Genomic DNA, 19,942 nt, shown 5'->3' with positions numbered 1-19,942 from the left:
CTAAATGGCCTCGATGATAGCCACAAAATCAGATGCCACCAAAGAAGCTCCTCCGATCAATCCACCATCCACATCAGGTTTGGAGAAAATCTCTGCTGCATTGTTCGGTTTTACACTACCTCCGTACAAAATGGAAACATCATCCGCTACAGATGCGTTGTAGGCATCAGCAATGGTTTTTCGGATAAAGGCATGCATTTCCTGCGCCTGTTCCGGTGAAGCTGTTTCACCCGTTCCGATGGCCCAAACGGGTTCGTAGGCCAAAATGATGCTTTTCCAAGCACTGGCATCCAAATCGAATAGGGCATTTTTTAATTGACTTTCCACAACGGAAAAATGGTTTTCGGATTTTCTATCTTCCAACTCTTCGCCAAAACAGAAAATGGTTTTTAGTCCTTTTTCCACGGCGGTCTTTACTTTCTTGGCCAACAAGGCATCATCCTCACCAAAATAGGCTCTACGCTCACTATGCCCAAGTATTACAATGTCAACCCCCAAGCTAAGAAGCATATCAGCAGAAATTTCGCCTGTGTACGCACCACTTTCGGCAAAGTGCATATTCTGGGCGGCTACTTTCATGGTTGAGCTTTGCAGCGAATTAATGGCCGCTTGTAGGTTCACAAAAGTGGGGGCTACAATTATTTCGGCATTGCTATCGGGCAGCATCGCTGATAGTTCGGACAGCAACGCTTCCGTTTCCTGAAGGTTCTTGTTCATCTTCCAGTTTCCTGCCACTATTTTTGTTCTCATGTGTTCTGTTTTTATGTTTTACTGTTTGGTGTTTATTATTTGCTGTTGAATTTCTGACCTTTAATATTCGAGTTTCGAAGATAGTACATGAATGCTCCAATCTTGTTTGTACAATGTTCCACCATATTCGAAGCAGTATTAAAATCGTCTTCGGAAATCAATTTTTTATCCATCGAACGATAAAATTGGGGCTTTAATTCAGCACAAGATCCTTTGGAAAAACTCAAAAAATTATGAAACTCTTTATTCCCTCCTCTACCGAAGCCTTCGGCTATATTGTCCATAATTGAACCTGAACTTCTTTCCATTTGATTTCTTAGGGCATGGTTATTTCCCAATGGAGTAGTTTGAAAAAGTTGCTCAACCAATTGGCATAATTCCCTCGAAATTTTCCATACTTCCAAATCCTCAAATCTATCTATTCTACCCATGCTTTGTCAAACCCTTTAAACGGAAAAACAACAAACACTATAACTCAATTTCTTCAATATCGTTGTAATGTACCTTCTGCTGAATGGTTCCCCTATTCAGTACCAAAATAGCAGGGTTGGAACGTACAATGGTCTTTAAGGTTGTCTCGTCTGTAAAATAAAAGTCAAAATCCAAACTATATTTCGACTTTATGAAATTAGCATCTTCATCACTGGAGGCCGACATACCTATTACTTTATACCCTTTCTCTCTGGCCTTTTTGGCAACTTTGGCCACTTCGGAAAAAGCATCGTAGTGGCTTTTGGCCAAATCATAGGCAATCACCATCACCAGTTTGTCCTCATCCAACAATTCAGCAGCATAATCTTGTCCCTCTTTTTCAATAGTGAAATCATGTATGGGCGGTTCATATCCTTTTTGGATCTCTGTGGTTTCCACATCAATGAATTCGCCATCCACTGATGGGTAATCCCCATTGGTCACCACAATTTTTTCTTCCCCGTTCACCTTGAATCGCCATGCATATTCAAAAATAGGTTGTGGGGCACCCTCTGGTACCGTCATCCCATCTTGGATGTTTGCTCCAATTTTATAAGGTCTGAAATCCACGGATGGCAAGTGGTTCAACACATGGTTGGCGAACAGGGCACAAGCTAATAAAGTGGCACCTCCAACTATCCAATTGGCTTTAGGGTCCAATAAGGGGCGAATATATTTTCTTCCGAAGAACAAAACCAGAATTAACACCAAGAGCACCACATCCTTCGTAAACGATTCCCAAGGCGTAAGTTTTACCGCATCGCCAAAACATCCACAATCGGTCACCTTGTTAAAATAGGCAGAATAAAAGGTCAGGAACGTGAAGAAAACAATCATCAATAACAAGCTCCACACCGTAAACTTGGGCTTAAAACCTAATAACAACAATACACCTAAAATCACTTCCACAATGACCAAGACCACCGAAATACCCAAAGCCAATGGTGTTAAAAAGGGAAGGTCCAATACTCCGGGACTAAAATATTCCTCCAACTTGAACGAAAAGCCCATGGGATCGTTCAACTTAATCAAACCACTGATGATGAAGAGTACCCCTACGATGACCCTTGAAATCCAAACTAGATACTTCATTTTTCTTCGCTTAAATGAATTAGAGCAAACACGGCATAATTGACCATATCCTGATAATTGGCATCCACACCCTCACTCACCAAGGTAGCTCCCTGATTGTTTTCTATTTGCTTTACGCGTAACACTTTTTGCAAGATCAGATCCGTTAAAGAACTTACCCGCATATCGCGCCAAGCCTCCCCATAATCATGGTTCTTGTTTTCCATCAATTTTTTGGTATGGGCTACTTCCTCATCATACAGGGCAATGGCCTCGTCCGCAGTAAGGTCGGGTTGTTCCACGACTCCCTTTTTAATCTGGATCAAGGCCATGATGGCATAATTGATGATTCCGATAAACTCGGACTGCTCCCCTTCATCCACCTTTCTTACTGCGTTTTGTTGCAAGCTTCGGATGCGCTGCGCCTTGATGAAAATTTGGTCCGTCAGCGATGGAAGTCGCAAGATGCGCCAAGCGGTCCCATAATCTTGTGCTTTTTTCGAAAACAATTCCCGGCAGGTTTGGATTACCGCATCGTATTGTTGGGAAGTCTGCTGCATGTATTGTTGCTAATTTGCGTAAATTTCGTCCAATTGAATGTGCTTGGATGCACATTGCCAAAGATAATGAAACCCAACAAAGCAGGTATTTTTTATGACCATAAACTGCAAAGGCAATTTGATCGACCTCACCACGCCCAAGGTGATGGGAATTTTGAACCTTACCCCCGATTCCTTTTTTGATGGAGGATCGTACAAGGACGAAAGCTCCATTTTAAATAGAGTCGAAACCATGCTGAATGATGGAGCCACGTTTGTGGATATGGGCGCCTACAGTTCCCGACCGGGCGCCGAGCATGTTCCTGAGGAAGAAGAATTGAAACGGATGATTCCTATTGTGGACCTCATCTTGAAACATTTTCCCGGTACCCTGATTTCCATAGATACCTTCCGAAGTAAGGTTGCAGAGAAAAGCATTGTCCATGGAGCGGCTATAATCAATGATATTTCTGCAGGAAATTTGGACCCGGAAATGTTCGCAACGGTTGCCAAACATCAGGTTCCTTATATCATGATGCATATGAAAGGAACGCCACAATCCATGCAAAAAGAAGCCGTTTACGAAGATTTGATCAAAGACTTGCGTTACTACTTTTCTGAAAAAATAGCGCAAACCACTCAACTCAAAATCAATAATGTGATTATTGATCCAGGGTTTGGTTTTGCCAAGACCACGGAACAGAATTATACCCTGTTGAACCACCTTGACCTGTTCCAAACCTTTGGTTTGCCCATTTTGATTGGCTTGAGCCGAAAATCCATGGTCTATAAAATATTGGGGACAACGCCCCAAGAGGCTTTGAACGGCACCACTGCCCTGCATACCGTAGCCCTATTAAAAGGCGCCAATATTATTAGGGCCCATGATGTAAAAGAAGCTGTGGAATGTGTTAAACTTGTGGAAGCATTGAAAGCAAATGTCCTCTGATTTTTTGTTCTCCTAATTTTGCTATTTTTACAAAAACACCGCGGTTGGATTTTCTAAATTTTCTCGAGTTCAAGATTACCGATATCATCGACATTGTCCTTGTGGCCGCATTGCTCTATTACATTTACAAACTGGTCAAAGGCACCGTAGCCATCAATATTTTTATTGGAATTGTAATCGTTTGGGCCTTGTGGAAACTCACCGAACTGCTCCAGATGAAAATGATCAGCAGCATGGTGGGCGGCTTCATGAACATTGGTTTGATCGCCCTGATCATTGTATTTCAGCAGGAAATACGAAAATTCCTGTTGATGATTGGTTCCACCAATTTTGCGACCAAGCGCAGTTTTCTCAAACATTTTAAATTTTTACGACAAGAAGCCATTTCCACCACTACCGATGTGGATGCCATTATAGCCGCCTGTGAACGTATGGGTTCCACTAAGACTGGAGCCATCATAGTGATAGAACGGAACAATTCCCTCGACTTTGTAAGATCTACCGGGGATGCCATGAACATTCAGGTAACCCAACCGATTTTAGAGAGTATCTTCTTTAAAAACAGCCCTCTGCATGATGGGGCCATTGTGGTTCAGGATAATTTCATCACGGCCACGAGGGTGATTCTACCGGTTTCCAACGATCGGAACATTCCGCTTCGGTTTGGGTTGAGGCACCGTGCCGCCGTAGGCATTACGGAAAAGACGGATGCCCTTTGTTTGGTGGTCAGTGAGGAAACAGGCGCCATATCTTTTATCAAAAATGGGGAGTTTGTTCCTTTTAAAGGAACCGAAGAACTGGCCAGACTCATTAAAAAAGATTTGGAGTAATGAGATGTAAAAACTGTGATGGAACATTGAGGACAGATTACCTCTATTGTCCAGCATGTGGTGGCAAAGTAATTCGAAACCGAATCACCGTTAAAAATCTTTGGGTAGACATCCTAGATCGATACTTCAATTTGGACAATACTTTTATTAAGACTTTTGTACACCTCTTCACCAAACCTGAAAATGTGATAGAGGGTTACCTACAAGGCCAAAGGAGAAAATATCTGAATCCCATAAGCTACTTGGGAATTGCCATTACCTTTTCTGGATTTATTGTATTTATGATGACCAGATCCATTGGCGATATGGATTTTGACTTTCTTGACACAGGGGTCCAAACAGTTTATCAAGAAAAAATGATGGCTTTCGTTTTGGATTTCCAAGCCTTGTTCTTCATCTTTTTCGTTCCATTGATGGCCGTTGCTGGCTGGCTGTGCTTTGATCAGAAAAGGTACAATTTTGCTGAAAGAACCACCATATTTATGTACACCTTGGCCCATTTCAGTTTGTTCAGTTTTATCCCTTCCATTCTGATATTGGCTTTTGCACCACACTTTTATCTTTCATTTTCCTTGATCGGCTCCTTGACAATGTTAGCATATGCCGGATATGTAGTTACAAGGATTTCCTTATCAAAAGGCATGGGATTGGTTGCCAGACTTCTATTGTTCTACTTTTTCTTGGGAATCCTTTATTTTATGTTATCCGCTTTGATTCCCATAATCATGTTCCTTACAGGTCAGTTAACCTTGGATGACTTGCAGCCCATGAATAGTTAAGCCACCTCTTCGGCCAAAAATTGTGCAGTGTACAGGTCGTTATAATACCCTCCGTTTTTTAGGAGCTCTTGGTATATCCTTTCCCTGCAATCCTGAGTAAAGCAAACTCTTCGGCTCCTGTCGCAGCAGGATCTAAATCGGAAAGTTAAAAAACTTACATTTTATAGCATCTTTTTCCTTCTCTAACTTCAAATTGTCATCTATCAACTCAAAATAGCCATCCATAAACTAAAATAATGCATCCTTACATTTGGTTAGTGTTTTTGATTGAAAAATCCTACATTAAAAATCAGTAAATAAATTGTTTAACAAAAACCTATCTTTATGGAAACGAAATTCAAACATTTGTTGCTAGTAACAAGTGTTACTATTGCCACAATTATCTCTTGTTCAAAACAAGATGATGGGCAGTTTATTAGTGATTCATCAACTACTCTCCAGACAGAAATTATTGACATTCCTAATTTCGAGAATCCTGAAACAATGTGGGAAGAATCCAATCGAGAACTGTACAACAAAGCTTATGACAAATTCATGGAACATGTTTATTTAGAAGATGGTCTATATAAACATGACATCCGCTCAGGAAGGGAAATAGGAGTTGCTGAACCAATCTATGACTACATAAAAGAAAACCTTCAAACAATCAATAGTCAAGTTGAGAAAGGTGAAGCTGTCCTGATGGAAGAGCAAGGGGAAATTCTATATGCAAGAAGAAAACTTAAGGAGCAGCCGAGTACTTTTTCTGAGTATCAAGAGGATTATTTTGGAAACCGTGTAACCATTTGGTCGACTGCTGGAAGTGAAATGACTAACAGGATAGGGGATGCTATGGGTAGATTTGATTCAGGTTTGGGCGGTAATTTCTCAGATTATTTTTCATGGAATTCTCAAATCTATAACCGTACGGGCACAGCTTCTTATGCAGGCTATAATGTAACTTACCATGTATCAAGCTCAGTTTCGAATTTTCAAGAAAACAATCCTAGCAACAGCTTTGTAAGTATGGCTGAACGCACTTATGGGGATTATACATATTTTGATTTAAGAAACAACCAAGGAAATACACTAATGTCAATTCGAGCACAAGGTACTGCGGCAGCAAATGCAGTAAGAAATAAAATTAATGGAAATTAAAAGATTTTTTTAAAGTTCCCCTAATAAATTAAAATAACAATTGATATCCTTATGAAAAAAGCAAGGATTATTCTTGTAATAACAGCAGTATTGCCTATTTTATGTTTTTCCCAAAAAATAATTCAGGGTGATGATGCATCAAGAAATAAAAATAACTTCGACATCTATGAATTTTCTAGTGCCAGCATTTTTTTCTTTAGTACACTGGAACAAAATTTCGGTGGAACAAAAGGAGAAAATATTTTTGCCTTAATGAAAATAATCTCTAGTTCAATAAATAAGCAGGAAGATTTTTTTAGGCTTCAAGTAGAAAACAAAAAATTCCGCTCGCTCAATAAATCATTGGCTAGGAAATATGATAATATTTATCCTATTCATATCTATATTAATGAAGACAATTCTGAACGAAATTACATCAGGGAAAATGGAATAATAAATGACGTCCGTGACACTATAGAAATAAGGATTCCATCTAATATGCCTTGCCCCATTAGTAAAAACTCATTTTTGGAAGGGAGTTTTAAATTTTCATTTGCACAACAATTATTAAATGATAAATCAAATTCAACAATCAAAAGTTTTATCGTTGATTTTCTGAACGGTACAGGACTGTATTCTGCTCTTGATCTATCAATCAATTGCGTAAAAAACTTTAATGAAGAAGAGTTAGAGAGTATATTCAATAATGAATATGATAGAATTTTGGTCAGTCTTGTTTTTTGGGAGTATCTTTCAGAGAGTGCTAACTACGATTTAAATACACGCAAATATTTTTATGAGGACTAGATCAAGTCATTTTTTAGCAGCTTTTTCTATTTTATTGGCCTCCGTATCAATCAAAAGTGACAGGTTCATTTTTATTGATGAAACACCAAGGATTCTTGCTACTACAGCCCTTATCTTGTTTGTATGTATTTATTTTCTATGTAAGAGTAAAAAGGCAATTTTAGAAATACCATTAACTCCTTTTCTAATAACCATTCTTTTAATATCCATATATCTGGTTGAAATGCCCCAACAAAATAGATTTTTTATGGCAGGCACAGGGGTAGGATTGATATTTCTTTTCATTTGCTTGTCAAATCAACAGCATAGATTCTTTAAGCAGCAAGCTTTTTTTTTGTCGGACTTGTACAGGTTTTCATTTGTTTAGCACAGTTCTTTAGTATTTTAAAAAGTGAGACCGGTTATTTTCTTGTCACAGGCTCCTTTGAAAACCCAAATATTTCGGCTTTACTGATTCTATGTTGTATTCCATACACATATGCATATTATCGCAAAACAAAAAATAAACTGGTTCTTTTGGTAGCTATTTTAATGATATTCTGCCTTTTCATTTTAAAAACCAGAAGTGTGTTGCTTGCTGCCCTGTTACTAGGATTTGTTTATTTATTTATAGAGAGGTGGAAGCTTTTTCTTGTCACAATACCAGTTTTTTTTCTTTTAATAACTGCTCTTTATTACTTCAAAGAGGATTCAGCTGACGGAAGACTCCTTATTTGGAAAACCTCAATGGGACTAATCCGAGAGAATCCAATATTTGGACTAGGAAAAAATGGGTTTTCCAAAAATTACATGATTCAACAAGCTGAATATTTTCAGGCCAATCCAGGAAGCGAATATTCATTGTTGGCAGATCAGGTCAACCATCCATTCAACGAGTACATTCTGTGGTTGATTGATTATGGTGTGATTGTATTTTCCATAATCTGTTACAGTATAATTAGGTGGTTCAAAAACATTTATTTCATTTATAATATTGATAAAATAGTTGTCTTTTTTATTTTGGTGGCCTCTCTTTTTTCTTATACGTTCAAATATTATTTTGTTATTGTCATTCTTGTATTCTGCTTTAGCAATGTAGAGAATTGCAGATTGAAGTTCCGTATTCATGTACCCAGAAGAATGGGTATTTTGTTGATATTGATATTCGTGACAACTGCATGTAGTATGTTTATTTATATAAGATCAGAAATTCATTGGAAAGCGGCCACCAATTCAATAATGTTTGATGAAAAGAAATATTTGACCCTTGAGAAAGAATTGAATCAAATCTCGGAATTCCACCACGATTTAGCTTACAAACTATTTGAGCATGGGGAGTACAAAAAGTCTATTGCACAAATTGAAAAATACGAATCCATGAGAGTAAATTATGATGTGACTTTATTGAAAGCATTTAATTTTACCTCATTAGGGGAGCATCATAAGTCTTCCGAACATTTCTTTTTGGCCAAATATATGGTTCCTTCGAGATTCTTGCCTAAATATGAGCTGTTCAGAATTTATAAAGAAATTTACCATGACCAAGAAGCTAGCATCAACATCGCTAGAGAAATTGACCAGACCCCTATTAAAGTTAAGACTGATTATACTATATCTGTTAAATCGGAAGTTCGAAAATTTTTAAAAGAACATAAAACAACAAAATAAAAAAGAAAAGAAATCCAACAAAACAGGTTTTGGGATTGGAATTTATTTAAATAATGTTTGCTTAGGTGTGAGTCAATTTACCCGCCTCACATCGTTCTACGTTTTGGTGGGGATTCTTTACTTTATGCTATCTGGCTTGGTCCCAATAATCATGTTGCTCACTGGGGAGTTGACTTTGGAGGATTTTCGGCCCATAAAAAGCTAAGCCACTTCCTCTGCCATAAATTGAGCTGTATAGAGGTCGTTGTAATACCCGCCTTTTTTAAGGAGTTCTTTGTGTGTACCCACTTCAATGATCTTGCCTTCATCCATCACAATGATTTTGTCCGCTTTTTTGATAGTGGCCAATCGGTGCGCAATGATGATGGAAGTCCTGCCTTCGGTAATCTTGTCCGTAGCCTGTTGGATCAATTGCTCGGAATAGGTATCCACTGAGGACGTGGCCTCATCCAAGATTAAAATACTGGGGTTGCTCACATATGCCCTCAAGAAGGCGATCAACTGTCGCTGTCCGCTGGAAAGCATGGTTCCACGCTCCTTCACATTATACTGATATCCGCCTGGTAAACTGGATATGAACTCATGAACCCCAATCTGTTTGGCGGCGTCCTCAATTTGTTCCGTGGTTATGGATTCGTCCCGAAGGGAAATGTTATGGGCAATGGTATCCGCAAAGAGAAACACATCCTGAAGCACGATGGCAATATGGGACCGCAACGAACGCAAGGTATACTCCTTAATATCGATGCCATCCACCAAAATATGCCCAGAATCGATCTCGTAAAAACGGTTGAGCAAGTTGATGATGGTTGATTTCCCAGCCCCTGTAGCACCAACAATGGCAACGGTCTCCCCTGCCTTCACCTGGAAGGAAATTCCGTGCAATACTTCTTCATCTTTTACATAGCTAAAACGCACATCCTTGAATTCAATATCGCCTTTCACATCTTTTCTCTCCAAACTACCTTCATCGGCAATATGGCTGTCCGTATCCAAAATCTTAAAAACACGGTTGGCCGCCACCATGCCCATCTGTAGGGTATTGAACTTATCCGCAATCTGTCGCAACGGACGGAACAAAAGATCCATCAGGAAAAAGAAGGCCACAATAGCCCCTTTGTTGTCCAAGCTTACATTCTCAATATTCTGGACCACCCCAAAATACACCACCAGACCAATACCAATGGAGTTGGAAATTTCCGCCACTGGAAAGAAAATGGAGTTGTACCACACTGTTTTCAACCAAGCATTTTGGTGTTTTTCATTGATGACCCTGAATTTTTCCTTTTCGATTTCCTCTCGGTTGAACAATTGCACGATCTTCATCCCCGCAATGCGTTCCTGTACAAAGGAATTGAGGTTGGCCACCTGGGCGCGCACCTCGATAAAGGCCACTTTCATCGCCTGTTGAAACAATCGGGTCGCAATCAGAATCACCGGCAAAATGGCAAATACGATCAAGGCCAATTTCCAGTTGATCACGATCATGATGATGGCCGCCGAAATCATTTTGAGCACATCGGCCACGATCATAAAGAATCCTTGGCTGAAAATCTCCCCGATTCGCTGCATATCGGCCACTGCCCGGGTCACTAAAACGCCTATGGATGAATTATCAAAATAGGTCATTTTAAAGCTGGTCATTTTTTCGAACAAACGTATCCGAATGTCCCGGATCACCGCTTCACCCAAAAGGTTTGCATAGTAGTTGAACAACAACTGGGTGATAACTTGGCCCAACAAAAAAATAAGCATCCACATAACGGCTGTGAGCAATTGTTGTCCGTCCTTACTTTCCAGCGAATCGTTGATAATGTTCTTCACCAAAATCGGGATACCAATGGCAAATGCAGCGGACAGAATAGCCACAAGGGCCACCAACCAAAAAATGCCCCGATAGGGCTTGGTATGTGCGAAAATCCGTTTGAACAACCTAAAGTCGAACGCTTTACCTACATCGTCAGTTTTGCTCATCAAATAGCTCTTTTGGATATAAAACCTTTGTCAAATATAATCCTTTTGCAGGGACGGAAACCCCTGCCTCACTTCTATCCTTACTTTCAATAACGGAATGGATGTCTTCGGGTGCCATTTTACCCAGCCCCACTTCCAACAAGGTCCCGACCACGGCCCGTACCATGTTCCTTAAAAAACGATCGGCGGTAATGGTAAAAACCCATAGATCACCACGTTCCTCCCAGCTTGCCTTCCGAACATCACAAACATAGGTCTTCACATCCGTATTCGATTTGGAAAAACATTCAAAATCCTTGTGATCCAACAATAAGGCCGCTGCTTCGTTCATGGCCTTCATATCCAAAGGATATTTAACCAAATGGGCATGATCAAGGTAAAATGGGTTCTTCTCCCGTACCACCCAATATTCATAAGTACGTTCAAAGGCATCAAACCTTGCATGTGCACTGGGAATCATGGTATATATTTTTTGCACGGCAATGTCTTCCGGCAAAAAAGAGTTCAGTCGATATACCAATTCATCCCGATCTTGTATCCCAATATGGTCAAAATGGGCGAACATTTGCTTGGCGTGTACCCCAGTATCGGTTCTTCCTGCTCCGACCAACTCCATTTTTTCCCTTAAAAGAGTGGACAGGGCTTTCTCCAAAACCTCTTGCACGGTAATGGCATTGGGTTGGTTCTGCCACCCATGATATGCCTTGCCGAAATAGGAAAATTGGATGAAATATCTCAAAGGGATCCCTTACTTTTAAGTCGATAAAGATAATTCAATCCTTTCCAACATAATTCCGACCCCATTTTTTTAGCATATTTTTAGCGTTATGACCAAGATTCTGTTGCTCTCCGACACCCACGGACATATGGATGAAACCATTTTAAAGTACGCTGCACAGGCCGATGAAGTTTGGCATGCCGGGGATATTGGCAGTCTTGGGGTAACCGATACATTGAAGACCCTAAAACCTGTTCGGGGCGTTCATGGCAACATAGATGACCATGTAATCCAAATGGAATTTCCTGAAAACAATAGGTTTATGTGTGAGGATGTGGATGTGTGGATCACCCACATCGGGGGTTATCCCAATCGGTACGATGTTAGGGTCAGGGAAGAAATCCGAAGCAATCCACCAAAACTGTTCATTTGTGGACATTCCCATATTTTAAAGGTGATGTTCGACAAAAAATTGGGATTGTTGCACATGAACCCGGGAGCTTGTGGCAAACATGGTTTCCACCAAGTACGCACCATGCTTCGCTTTGTGGTCCATGGGGATAAAATAACCGATCTGGAGGTCATAGAATTAGGGAAAAGATAGGGCATGAAAACATATGTATTTGCATTGATTTTGATTTTAACCTCTTGCAAGGAGAAGCCTTCGGGAGAGCTGGGACAAAACGCACCCCTGGAAGCGCAAAGTGTCGTTACCCTTCGTATTTTGGGGACCGTACAAGATGGAGGGAGTCCGCACATCGGTTGTAAAAAATCGTGTTGTGCAGACTTGTTCAATAATCCTGACAGTGACCGCAAGGTGGTATCCTTGGGTATTGTGGACCATGAGAACAACAAGAGTTACCTTTTTGAGGCCACACCGGACATCACCTCCCAAATGAAACTTTTAAAAGAACTTTCCGGTCGTACCGATGAAACACCCTCCGGTATTTTTATGACCCATGCACATATTGGGCATTATACCGGTTTAATGTATTTAGGGAGAGAGGCCTTGGGAGCCAAACAGGTTCCCGTGTATGCCATGCCGAAGATGAAAACCTTTTTGGAGAGCAATGGTCCTTGGGACCAGTTGGTTGCCTTGAACAATATTGAAATACATCCATTACAGAACGAAAAACCGATTACCCTCACCAAAAATATAGTAGTAACGCCATTTATAGTACCGCATAGGGATGAATACTCTGAAACGGTAGGTTTTAAAATAGAGGGCCCGGAAAAATCAATACTGTTCATTCCAGATATTGACAAATGGTCTAGGTGGGAGAGGGATATTGTTACCGAAATCAAAAATGTGGACCTTGCCTTTTTAGATGCCACTTTTTTTGACGGGGATGAAATCAATACTAGGAATATAAGTGAAATTCCACATCCTTTTGTAGTGGAAAGCATGGACCTGTTCCAATCATTACCAGACAAGGAAAGGTCAAAAATCCATTTTATTCATTTTAACCATACCAACGCCCTTTTAATCAAGGACAGTGACCAACAAAAAATGGCATTGGACAAAGGTTTCAACATTGCCGCATTCAACCAAGAATTTGCACTTTAGTCCATATGATCCCTATGGGTCAAAAAACAAAAGTCCCGGCCAAGGCCGGGACTTTTTCGCACTAATACTACTAAGATGTTAGGTTCAACGCAAGCGATCAACAGATTTTACAAGATCCTCATCCTTTTTGATAGCCCTGTTGGCCAGGACCAGAAAAACGATAGAAAATACAGGAATCAGCATCCCAATACCCTTCTCCGAAACCACAGTTTCTCCGGATAGACTTAGCGATCGATAAACGAAAAATCCTAGTAAAAAAAGGTTCAATATCATATTCAATCTGTTCACCACAAATTGATTTTGTCTGTTCTTGTATATCAATATCGAAGCCACCGCCAACACCGCCGAAACGTAAAAAACGATGCTCACCATCACTTCATCTTGGGCATACACCTCTTTGCCCCCTACCTCGACCCAAAGATTCAGAAAGAATGGCAGCACGCCCACTAAAAGGGCCACAACCAGTAAAAAAAACGTCTGAATTCGTTGAATCATTGTGTAAATCGATTTCAAAACGCAAAAATAGGCGTCTTTTTGATAATTGTAGCGTTATTCTTCAAAAATTATTCGTATTATTGTCTCGTTATTAGCAAAGCACCTACCTAGGAAAACTTTCCTCCAGTAGCATCCAAATAACTTTTTACTTCAATATTCAGAATTACACAAGTTTAACTTATTCTTTACTTAATGTTCGAGATTTCCGATCTAAAAGCTAAAAAGCTTCCTGAGTTGCAAGAAATTGCTAAGGATCTTAATGTTCCCAAATTCAAAACCTTAAAAAAACTGGACTTGGTGTACCAAATCCTAGACGTACAGGCTTCCAACCCAAAGGCTGTTGCCGAAACCGTTACCACTACCGATACAAAGACAGAGTCCAAGCCCAAACGCGCCAGAACAGCACGACCAAAACCCAATGTTGCGAAAACCAACACCGAAGATTCTCCCGAAAGGAAACCGGTAGCTGAAACCGCCGATAAAAAAGAGGAGGTTAAGGAACACCCTCCCAAAAAGGACAACAAACCAGCTGGCCCGCAAAAGAACCAAAACAATAACAGGAGGACGAACCAAAATCAGAACAACCAAAAGAGCAGTCATCACGACAAGAAGAACAGCAATTTTGACAAAGACCTGAAAAATAGGTACAAAGAGCCAGAGTTTGAGTTCGACAGTATTATTGAAAGTGAAGGTGTCCTGGACATCATGCAGGATGGATACGGGTTCCTAAGATCTTCCGACTATAACTATCTTTCGTCCCCTGACGATATTTATGTATCACAATCCCAAATAAGATTGTTCGGACTAAAATCCGGAGATACCATTTTGGGGAACATAAGACCTCCGAAAGAAGGAGAAAAATATTTCCCGCTGATCAAGGTGAACAAGATCAACGGCATGGACCCGCAAGTAGTTAGGGATAGGGTTTCCTTTGAGCATTTAACCCCCTTGTTTCCTAAAGAAAAATTCAAATTGGCGGAAAAACAGAGTACCATTTCCACAAGAATCATGGATTTGTTCTCCCCAATCGGTAAAGGACAACGGGGTATGATCGTTTCCCAGCCCAAGACCGGTAAGACCATGTTGCTAAAAGACATTGCCAACGCCATTGCGGCCAACCACCCAGAGGTTTACCAGATCATTCTTTTGATCGATGAAAGACCCGAAGAGGTTACCGATATGCAACGAAACGTGCGTGGTGAAGTGGTTGCTTCCACATTTGACAAGGAGGCTTCTGAACACGTAAGGGTGGCCAACATTGTTTTGGACAAGGCCAAAAGATTGGTAGAGTGTGGTCATGATGTGGTAATCCTATTGGATTCCATTACACGTTTGGCGCGTGCCTATAATACGGTACAGCCAGCATCCGGTAAGGTATTGAGTGGTGGTGTGGACGCTAATGCGTTGCACAAACCCAAACGCTTCTTTGGTGCCGCAAGGAACATTGAAAATGGAGGGTCTCTTTCCATTATTGCCACGGCACTTACGGAAACCGGCTCCAAAATGGACGAGGTGATTTTTGAGGAATTCAAGGGTACGGGTAACATGGAGCTTCAGTTGGATCGTAGAATCTCCAACCGTAGAATATTCCCTGCCATCGACCTTATTTCTTCCTCTACACGAAGGGATGACCTTCTTTTGGATGAAAACACCATTCAACGTATGTGGATCTTGCGTAAGTACTTGGCCGATATGAACCCTGTGGAGGCCATGGAGTTTATGGAACAGCGCATCAAGCAGACCCGAAATAACGAAGAATTTTTACTCACGATGAACGAGTAATCAAAATACTGAAAATCAAATATTTAAAAACCCCTCGGAATTTCTTGAGGGGTTTTTTATTGACCCGTTTTAAAGAAAAGGCATATCTTTAAATTGGTTTCCTCAAAACTGAACTTTAAAATACTTATACAATGAAAAACAACAGAAAAGTTGCTATTGCTTTTTTAGGCACCGTCTTGCTTTTTATGGGTGCATGTCAACAAGGCCCCAAGAAAGATGAACCAAAGGATTCCGAACCACCACATGAGGAAAAAATCTCTCCGCCGGAGGGCATTATTTCCCTTGAAGAATCCAAATCCCTTTATGACAATTATACTCGAAACCGAGTAGGCATGATCGAGAAGTATGAGATGGAACAGTATCCCGATGAAAAGTATGTTCCCTCTCGGTTTACTTCCTTTACCTATGAAGACATCAAACAATATATGGCCTATATTGAACAAGAAGCAAAAGGGGCTAATGTTGAAATTTCATCGCTCCGGTTTTACTTTGCCAACTATCCGAACAATGAACGTTTTCCCGATGGCAAAAAAATTGTGCATCCCAGACAGAATTCCATATTTATTGTTCCTGCCATAATGGTTGATGGTGAAGAACACGGATTTTATATTGGCGCTGATGGACAGGCAAAACTAATCAAGAATGCTGTTGGCACTAAAGGAATGGGTCATAATTCAAATGCGGGAGAAAAATCCTATGCCAGTTTTGCCCCTACTCTATTTCAAAGTGGAGACAAAAGCTTGGATTTAAACCATGGCAACTCAAGTCCTCCTCCATACACAGATTTTTAATCCATTATGACAATAGGAGAATTTCTTAAGCTTCTTTGGGATCAATTTTTTGTATTGCTATATCTAATCACCTGGATAGTTTCAGTATTAAGATATAAACGATTTTTTGATACCCCATTGAAATATTTTCCTATGCTCATCATGTATACCTTTTTCACAGAGGTTCTGGGATATTTTATTAAGAACTATGAGGAGTTCCAATTTTTTTCGGATGAGAGATATGCAATAGATAATCTGGTTATCTACAATATATATCAACTAATATTCTTTCTTTTTTTCTTTGATGTATACCGTAAGATTTTCAATGAAGATAAAGACAAGAAATTGTTCTCCTATGCATCTATCTTATGTGCGATTCTGTATGTAGGCAATGCTATATACTCCAACCCATTACATAGTCAGATGACATATGCTCATATTTTAGGGTCTTTACTAATGGTTTCAATTTTGGTATTTTACTTAATAAAGACCTATTCAACAGCAAGTATTTATCCCTTAAGACAAAATTTATTGTTTTGGGTAAGTATTGGACTTTTAACCTTTTACATACCATTCCCTATAATCCTCACTTTGTACAAACTCAAGGTTGGTATTGGGACTCTGGTCTACCTAAGACCTATTTTAGTCTCGTCCATTGCCCTAATGTATAGTTTGATAATAATTGGACTTCTTGTAGGGAAGCGAAAGGCTTTTCGATAACCAAAACAGACGCATAAATAAAAACGCTCCTTGGATTGGGAGCGTTTTTTATTGTGTACATTTAAGCCCCGAACAAAGCCAATGTAGAACCGCTGCCACGAACCACAATGGAGGAGTTATATAAATTCATTACAGAACAATACTTCTTGCCCTTTTATCTTATTGTCTGGTTGGTGGCCGTTGCCCGTTACCGTACTTTTTTCGATACACCCCTGAAATACCACCCTATTTACCTCATGTACACCTTTTTAACAGAGCTATTGGGTTACCTGGTAAAGCACACCGACGAGTTTCAATTCTTTTCGGAAAAAAAATACGATTGGCATAACGTAATCATATTCAACATTTATTCCGTGATCGCTTTCTCGTTCTTCTTTTATATCTACTGGAAGGTGCTAAAAAGCAGAAAGCACAAGAAATGGGTAGTTTATGGGACTATCATCAGTATGTTGTCCTATGTGGTAAGCCTCTTCTTCCAAGACCCGTTGCATATGAACCTATACTATGCCGATCTGATAGCCTCTATGATCTTGTTGTTTGATATCAGTCTGTATGTTAAGGAGAAAAAGAGCGAGGAAGGCGCCTACCCCGTAAAGCACAACCTGATGTTTTGGACCACCTTGGGATTGGCCGTTTTCCATGCCATATTTCCCTATTTGTTTTTGATAGCGTACGAAGCACCCGAAGTATGGGCCCAATACCAATTGCGGGAAGTATTGAAGGTATTGATTGTATTCATGTACGGTACCTTCATGATCGGGGCTCTCTTGGGAAAACGGAACGCATTCCGATAATTTAACTTTGGATAATAAAAAACGCCCCCATATTGGAGGCGCTCTTAATATTGTATTCGCATAGGTTTACATAGCAGCAACCTTGCTCATCAATTTGCTCTTAAGGTTTGCAGCCTTATTGCTATGGATAATGTTGCGCTTGGCCAACTTATCGATCATACCAACTACAGTGGGCAACAAAGCCTCAGCAGATTTTTTGTCTTCCTCGTTACGTAATTTTTTGATGGCATTACGCACTGTTTTGTGCTGATATCTGTTACGCAAACGTACCGCTTCGTTTCTTCTGATTCTCTTTAATGCTGACTTATGGTTTGCCATTATCTTAATTTAATACTTTCTTATTCCTTTTTGTAGCCCGTAGGGGAATCGAACCCCTGTTACCAGGATGAAAACCTGGCGTCCTAACCCCTAGACGAACGGGCCGTTATATTTTAACAAGGAAGGAAACCCTTCCAAAACACCATGTTCATTGAACTTTGTAGCCCGTAGGGGAATCGAACCCCTGTTACCAGGATGAAAACCTGGCGTCCTAACCCCTAGACGAACGGGCCATGGTTGCACAATTGCGGATGCAAAAATACAACTATTTTTAAGTCTTGCAACAGTAATATTTATTTTTTACAACCTAATTAGTAGGCCTTTGCAAAGAGTACCCTTTGTGTTGATGGTTTGCCCGTCACAATGCAGGTGCCTTCTTCCGTTTCGGCATTCAAAGGAATGCATCGGATGGTGGCCTTGGTCTCTTCCTTGATCTTATCCTCGGTCTCCGCCGTTCCGTCCCAATGGGCCGACACAAAACCTCCTTTTTCCTCGATTACTTTCTTGAACTCTTCATAGGAATCCACTTGGGCAATATGCTCCGCTCTGTAGTCGAACGCTTTTTGGTAGATGTTCCTTTGGATGTCCTCTAGTAACGATTCCACCTTGGCCACAATTTCACCGGCATTTACCGATTCCTTTTGAAGGGTATCCCTTCGGGCCACCTCATAGGTTCCGTTCTCTAGGTCACGCTGGCCAATGGCCAAACGAACAGGCACCCCTTTCAATTCGTATTCATTGAACTTGAAACCAGGTTTGTGGGTATCTCTATTATCGTATTTCACTGAAATTCCCTTGGCGCGAAGTTCCTTCACCAAAGGCTCCACTTTTTCCGAAATGGCATCCAATTGATCAAGACCTTTATAAATGGGCACGATCACTACTTGAATGGGCGCTAATTTTGGAGGCAGTACCAATCCGTTGTCATCACTGTGCGTCATGACCAAAGCCCCCATCAATCGGGTGGAAACACCCCATGATGTGGCCCAAACATATTCTTGTTGACCTTCCTTGTTGGCAAACTTCACATCGAATGCCTTGGCAAAATTCTGTCCCAAAAAGTGCGAGGTACCTGCTTGAAGCGCTTTTCCATCCTGCATCAAGGCCTCGATACAATAGGTCTCTTCGGCCCCCGCAAAACGCTCACTTTCTGTTTTTGTTCCTTTAATGACAGGTACTCCCATATAATCTTCCACAAACTCGGCGTACACATGCATCATCTGTTCGGCTTCTTCCACGGCTTCCTCCCTTGTGGCATGGGCGGTGTGGCCTTCTTGCCATAAAAACTCGGCAGTTCGAAGAAAAAGACGGGTACGCATTTCCCAGCGCACCACATTGGCCCATTGGTTGATTTTTAAAGGAAGGTCACGGTAGGATTGAATCCATTTTCGGTAGGTATCCCAAATGATGGTTTCCGAAGTCGGCCTTACAATAAGCTCTTCTTCCAATTTGGCATCTTCATCCACAACAATCCCACTGCCATCTTCGGCATTTTTCAGTCGATAATGTGTCACAACGGCGCATTCCTTGGCAAAACCTTCTACATGACTGGCCTCTTTGCTCAAATAGGATTTTGGGATGAACAAGGGAAAATAGGCATTCTCATGACCTGTTTCCTTGAACATTTTATCCAGCTGCGCCTGCATTTTTTCCCATATGGCATAGCCATAGGGCTTTATCACCATACAGCCCCTAACCCCTGAATTTTCAGCTAAATCCGATTTTACAACAAGTTCATTATACCACTTGGAATAATCTTCTGCTCGACTCGTTAAATTTTTACCCATCTATTGTAGTTTGGCACAAAACTTGTGAATTCTTTAATAAAATAATTCGGTAAAACTA

Annotated in this window: 20 protein-coding genes and 2 tRNA genes; 11 read left to right on the top strand and 11 right to left on the bottom strand. The window is 40.6% G+C overall.

Features of this window, described 5'->3' with window-relative positions; genetic code table 11:
- From tpiA to D2U88_RS06900, 4 genes are read right to left on the bottom strand one after another with little or no spacing between them, the layout of a single operon-like run.
- Positions 1-750 carry a triose-phosphate isomerase gene (tpiA, locus tag D2U88_RS06915; protein ID WP_119639605.1) on the bottom strand — a complete coding sequence of 250 codons (750 nt, stop codon included), beginning with the start codon at positions 748-750 and terminating at the stop codon, positions 1-3.
- 35 nt (positions 751-785) lie between these two features.
- Complete coding sequence (locus D2U88_RS06910) at positions 786-1,181, bottom strand: four helix bundle protein (RefSeq protein ID WP_119639603.1); 396 nt, start codon at positions 1,179-1,181, stop codon at positions 786-788.
- A gap of 37 nt (positions 1,182-1,218) precedes the next feature.
- Entirely contained in the window at positions 1,219-2,313 is a 1,095-nt protein-coding gene (locus D2U88_RS06905) for a BT_3928 family protein (protein ID WP_119639601.1), read from the bottom strand.
- Positions 2,310-2,852 (bottom strand): DUF1599 domain-containing protein, encoded by a 543-nt coding sequence (locus D2U88_RS06900; RefSeq protein WP_119639600.1) that lies wholly within the window; start codon positions 2,850-2,852, stop codon positions 2,310-2,312. The genes D2U88_RS06905 and D2U88_RS06900 overlap by 4 nt, the downstream gene beginning before the upstream one ends.
- A 94-nt stretch (positions 2,853-2,946) precedes the next feature.
- Here D2U88_RS06900 and folP point away from each other — a divergent pair, with 94 nt between their 5' ends.
- The 6 genes from folP to D2U88_RS06865 all read left to right on the top strand — a co-directional run bounded on the left by folP (position 2,947) and on the right by D2U88_RS06865 (position 8,959).
- Entirely contained in the window at positions 2,947-3,780 is an 834-nt protein-coding gene (gene folP / locus D2U88_RS06895) for a dihydropteroate synthase (protein ID WP_119639598.1), read from the top strand.
- A gap of 44 nt (positions 3,781-3,824) precedes the next feature.
- On the top strand, positions 3,825-4,610 hold the full coding sequence (gene cdaA / locus D2U88_RS06890) for a diadenylate cyclase CdaA (RefSeq protein ID WP_119639596.1): 786 nt from the start codon (positions 3,825-3,827) through the stop codon (positions 4,608-4,610).
- The gene (locus D2U88_RS06885) at positions 4,610-5,389 is read left to right on the top strand and encodes a DUF3667 domain-containing protein (protein ID WP_119639594.1); all 780 of its coding nucleotides are present in this window, start codon (positions 4,610-4,612) and stop codon (positions 5,387-5,389) included. Before cdaA ends, D2U88_RS06885 begins: the two co-directional genes overlap by 1 nt.
- A 324-nt stretch (positions 5,390-5,713) precedes the next feature.
- Positions 5,714-6,526 (top strand): hypothetical protein, encoded by an 813-nt coding sequence (locus D2U88_RS06880; protein WP_119639593.1) that lies wholly within the window; start codon positions 5,714-5,716, stop codon positions 6,524-6,526.
- A gap of 51 nt (positions 6,527-6,577) precedes the next feature.
- On the top strand, positions 6,578-7,312 hold the full coding sequence (locus D2U88_RS06875; RefSeq protein WP_119639591.1) for a hypothetical protein: 735 nt from the start codon (positions 6,578-6,580) through the stop codon (positions 7,310-7,312).
- Positions 7,313-7,828: 516 nt separating this feature from the next.
- Positions 7,829-8,959, top strand: a complete 1,131-nt coding sequence (locus D2U88_RS06865) for an O-antigen ligase family protein (protein ID WP_147378545.1) — start codon at positions 7,829-7,831, stop codon at positions 8,957-8,959.
- Between the two features lie 201 nt (positions 8,960-9,160).
- Here the strand turns inward: D2U88_RS06865 and D2U88_RS06860 are convergent, their stop codons facing one another.
- Both D2U88_RS06860 and truA read right to left on the bottom strand, forming a co-directional pair.
- Positions 9,161-10,933 (bottom strand): ABC transporter ATP-binding protein, encoded by a 1,773-nt coding sequence (locus D2U88_RS06860; RefSeq protein WP_119639585.1) that lies wholly within the window; start codon positions 10,931-10,933, stop codon positions 9,161-9,163.
- Positions 10,920-11,672, bottom strand: a complete 753-nt coding sequence (gene truA / locus D2U88_RS06855) for a tRNA pseudouridine(38-40) synthase TruA (protein WP_119639583.1) — start codon at positions 11,670-11,672, stop codon at positions 10,920-10,922. Before truA ends, D2U88_RS06860 begins: the two co-directional genes overlap by 14 nt.
- A gap of 88 nt (positions 11,673-11,760) precedes the next feature.
- Between truA and D2U88_RS06850 the strand changes: the two genes are divergently transcribed.
- A complete protein-coding gene (locus D2U88_RS06850) occupies positions 11,761-12,255 on the top strand; it encodes a metallophosphoesterase family protein (RefSeq protein WP_119639581.1) in 495 nt (164 codons plus the stop codon).
- Positions 12,256-12,258: 3 nt separating this feature from the next.
- Complete coding sequence (locus tag D2U88_RS06845) at positions 12,259-13,218, top strand: MBL fold metallo-hydrolase (RefSeq protein ID WP_119639579.1); 960 nt, start codon at positions 12,259-12,261, stop codon at positions 13,216-13,218.
- 84 nt (positions 13,219-13,302) lie between these two features.
- Here D2U88_RS06845 and D2U88_RS06840 read toward each other — a convergent pair whose 3' ends face one another.
- On the bottom strand, positions 13,303-13,713 hold the full coding sequence (locus D2U88_RS06840) for a DUF4293 domain-containing protein (RefSeq protein WP_119639577.1): 411 nt from the start codon (positions 13,711-13,713) through the stop codon (positions 13,303-13,305).
- Between the two features lie 192 nt (positions 13,714-13,905).
- On the opposite strand from D2U88_RS06840, the gene rho reads away from it, so the two are divergent.
- From rho to D2U88_RS06820, 3 genes are all read left to right on the top strand, one after another.
- A complete protein-coding gene (gene rho / locus D2U88_RS06835; protein ID WP_119639575.1) occupies positions 13,906-15,495 on the top strand; it encodes a transcription termination factor Rho in 1,590 nt (529 codons plus the stop codon).
- 131 nt (positions 15,496-15,626) lie between these two features.
- Positions 15,627-16,286: a hypothetical protein gene (locus D2U88_RS06830; RefSeq protein WP_119639573.1), complete on the top strand. Its 660-nt coding sequence runs from the start codon at positions 15,627-15,629 to the stop codon at positions 16,284-16,286.
- 806 nt (positions 16,287-17,092) lie between these two features.
- Positions 17,093-17,779 (top strand): hypothetical protein, encoded by a 687-nt coding sequence (locus D2U88_RS06820; protein WP_119639570.1) that lies wholly within the window; start codon positions 17,093-17,095, stop codon positions 17,777-17,779.
- A 66-nt stretch (positions 17,780-17,845) separates the two neighbouring features.
- Here D2U88_RS06820 and rpsT read toward each other — a convergent pair whose 3' ends face one another.
- From rpsT to proS, 4 genes are all read right to left on the bottom strand, one after another.
- Complete coding sequence (gene rpsT / locus D2U88_RS06815; protein ID WP_119639568.1) at positions 17,846-18,097, bottom strand: 30S ribosomal protein S20; 252 nt, start codon at positions 18,095-18,097, stop codon at positions 17,846-17,848.
- A gap of 33 nt (positions 18,098-18,130) precedes the next feature.
- Positions 18,131-18,202: transfer RNA gene (locus tag D2U88_RS06810), tRNA-Glu, on the bottom strand.
- 56 nt (positions 18,203-18,258) lie between these two features.
- Positions 18,259-18,330 (bottom strand) — tRNA-Glu (locus D2U88_RS06805).
- Positions 18,331-18,408: 78 nt separating this feature from the next.
- Positions 18,409-19,884 (bottom strand): proline--tRNA ligase, encoded by a 1,476-nt coding sequence (gene proS / locus D2U88_RS06800; protein WP_119639566.1) that lies wholly within the window; start codon positions 19,882-19,884, stop codon positions 18,409-18,411.
- Positions 19,885-19,942 lie beyond the last annotated feature (58 nt).

The organism is Flagellimonas aequoris (assembly GCF_003584165.1).
GTDB lineage: Bacteria > Bacteroidota > Bacteroidia > Flavobacteriales > Flavobacteriaceae > Flagellimonas > Flagellimonas aequoris.
This window is presented reverse-complemented; position numbering and strand designations above follow the sequence as displayed.

Bases quoted from the DNA above. Each gene is read 5' to 3' on its own strand.
- D2U88_RS06905 (WP_119639601.1), bottom strand. From the start codon at position 2,313: ATGAAGTATCTAGTTTGGATTTCAAGGGTCATCGTAGGGGTACTCTTC.
- D2U88_RS06840 (WP_119639577.1), bottom strand. From the start codon at position 13,713: ATGATTCAACGAATTCAGACGTTTTTTTTACTGGTTGTGGCCCTTTTA.
- D2U88_RS06910 (WP_119639603.1), bottom strand. From the start codon at position 1,181: ATGGGTAGAATAGATAGATTTGAGGATTTGGAAGTATGGAAAATTTCG.
- D2U88_RS06880 (WP_119639593.1), top strand. From the start codon at position 5,714: ATGGAAACGAAATTCAAACATTTGTTGCTAGTAACAAGTGTTACTATT.
- D2U88_RS06830 (WP_119639573.1), top strand. From the start codon at position 15,627: ATGAAAAACAACAGAAAAGTTGCTATTGCTTTTTTAGGCACCGTCTTG.
- rpsT (WP_119639568.1), bottom strand. From the start codon at position 18,097: ATGGCAAACCATAAGTCAGCATTAAAGAGAATCAGAAGAAACGAAGCG.
- proS (WP_119639566.1), bottom strand. From the start codon at position 19,884: ATGGGTAAAAATTTAACGAGTCGAGCAGAAGATTATTCCAAGTGGTAT.
- D2U88_RS06820 (WP_119639570.1), top strand. From the start codon at position 17,093: ATGGAGGAGTTATATAAATTCATTACAGAACAATACTTCTTGCCCTTT.
- D2U88_RS06900 (WP_119639600.1), bottom strand. From the start codon at position 2,852: ATGCAGCAGACTTCCCAACAATACGATGCGGTAATCCAAACCTGCCGG.
- rho (WP_119639575.1), top strand. From the start codon at position 13,906: ATGTTCGAGATTTCCGATCTAAAAGCTAAAAAGCTTCCTGAGTTGCAA.
- D2U88_RS06860 (WP_119639585.1), bottom strand. From the start codon at position 10,933: ATGAGCAAAACTGACGATGTAGGTAAAGCGTTCGACTTTAGGTTGTTC.
- folP (WP_119639598.1), top strand. From the start codon at position 2,947: ATGACCATAAACTGCAAAGGCAATTTGATCGACCTCACCACGCCCAAG.
- tpiA (WP_119639605.1), bottom strand. From the start codon at position 750: ATGAGAACAAAAATAGTGGCAGGAAACTGGAAGATGAACAAGAACCTT.
- D2U88_RS06850 (WP_119639581.1), top strand. From the start codon at position 11,761: ATGACCAAGATTCTGTTGCTCTCCGACACCCACGGACATATGGATGAA.
- D2U88_RS06845 (WP_119639579.1), top strand. From the start codon at position 12,259: ATGAAAACATATGTATTTGCATTGATTTTGATTTTAACCTCTTGCAAG.
- D2U88_RS06885 (WP_119639594.1), top strand. From the start codon at position 4,610: ATGAGATGTAAAAACTGTGATGGAACATTGAGGACAGATTACCTCTAT.
- D2U88_RS06875 (WP_119639591.1), top strand. From the start codon at position 6,578: ATGAAAAAAGCAAGGATTATTCTTGTAATAACAGCAGTATTGCCTATT.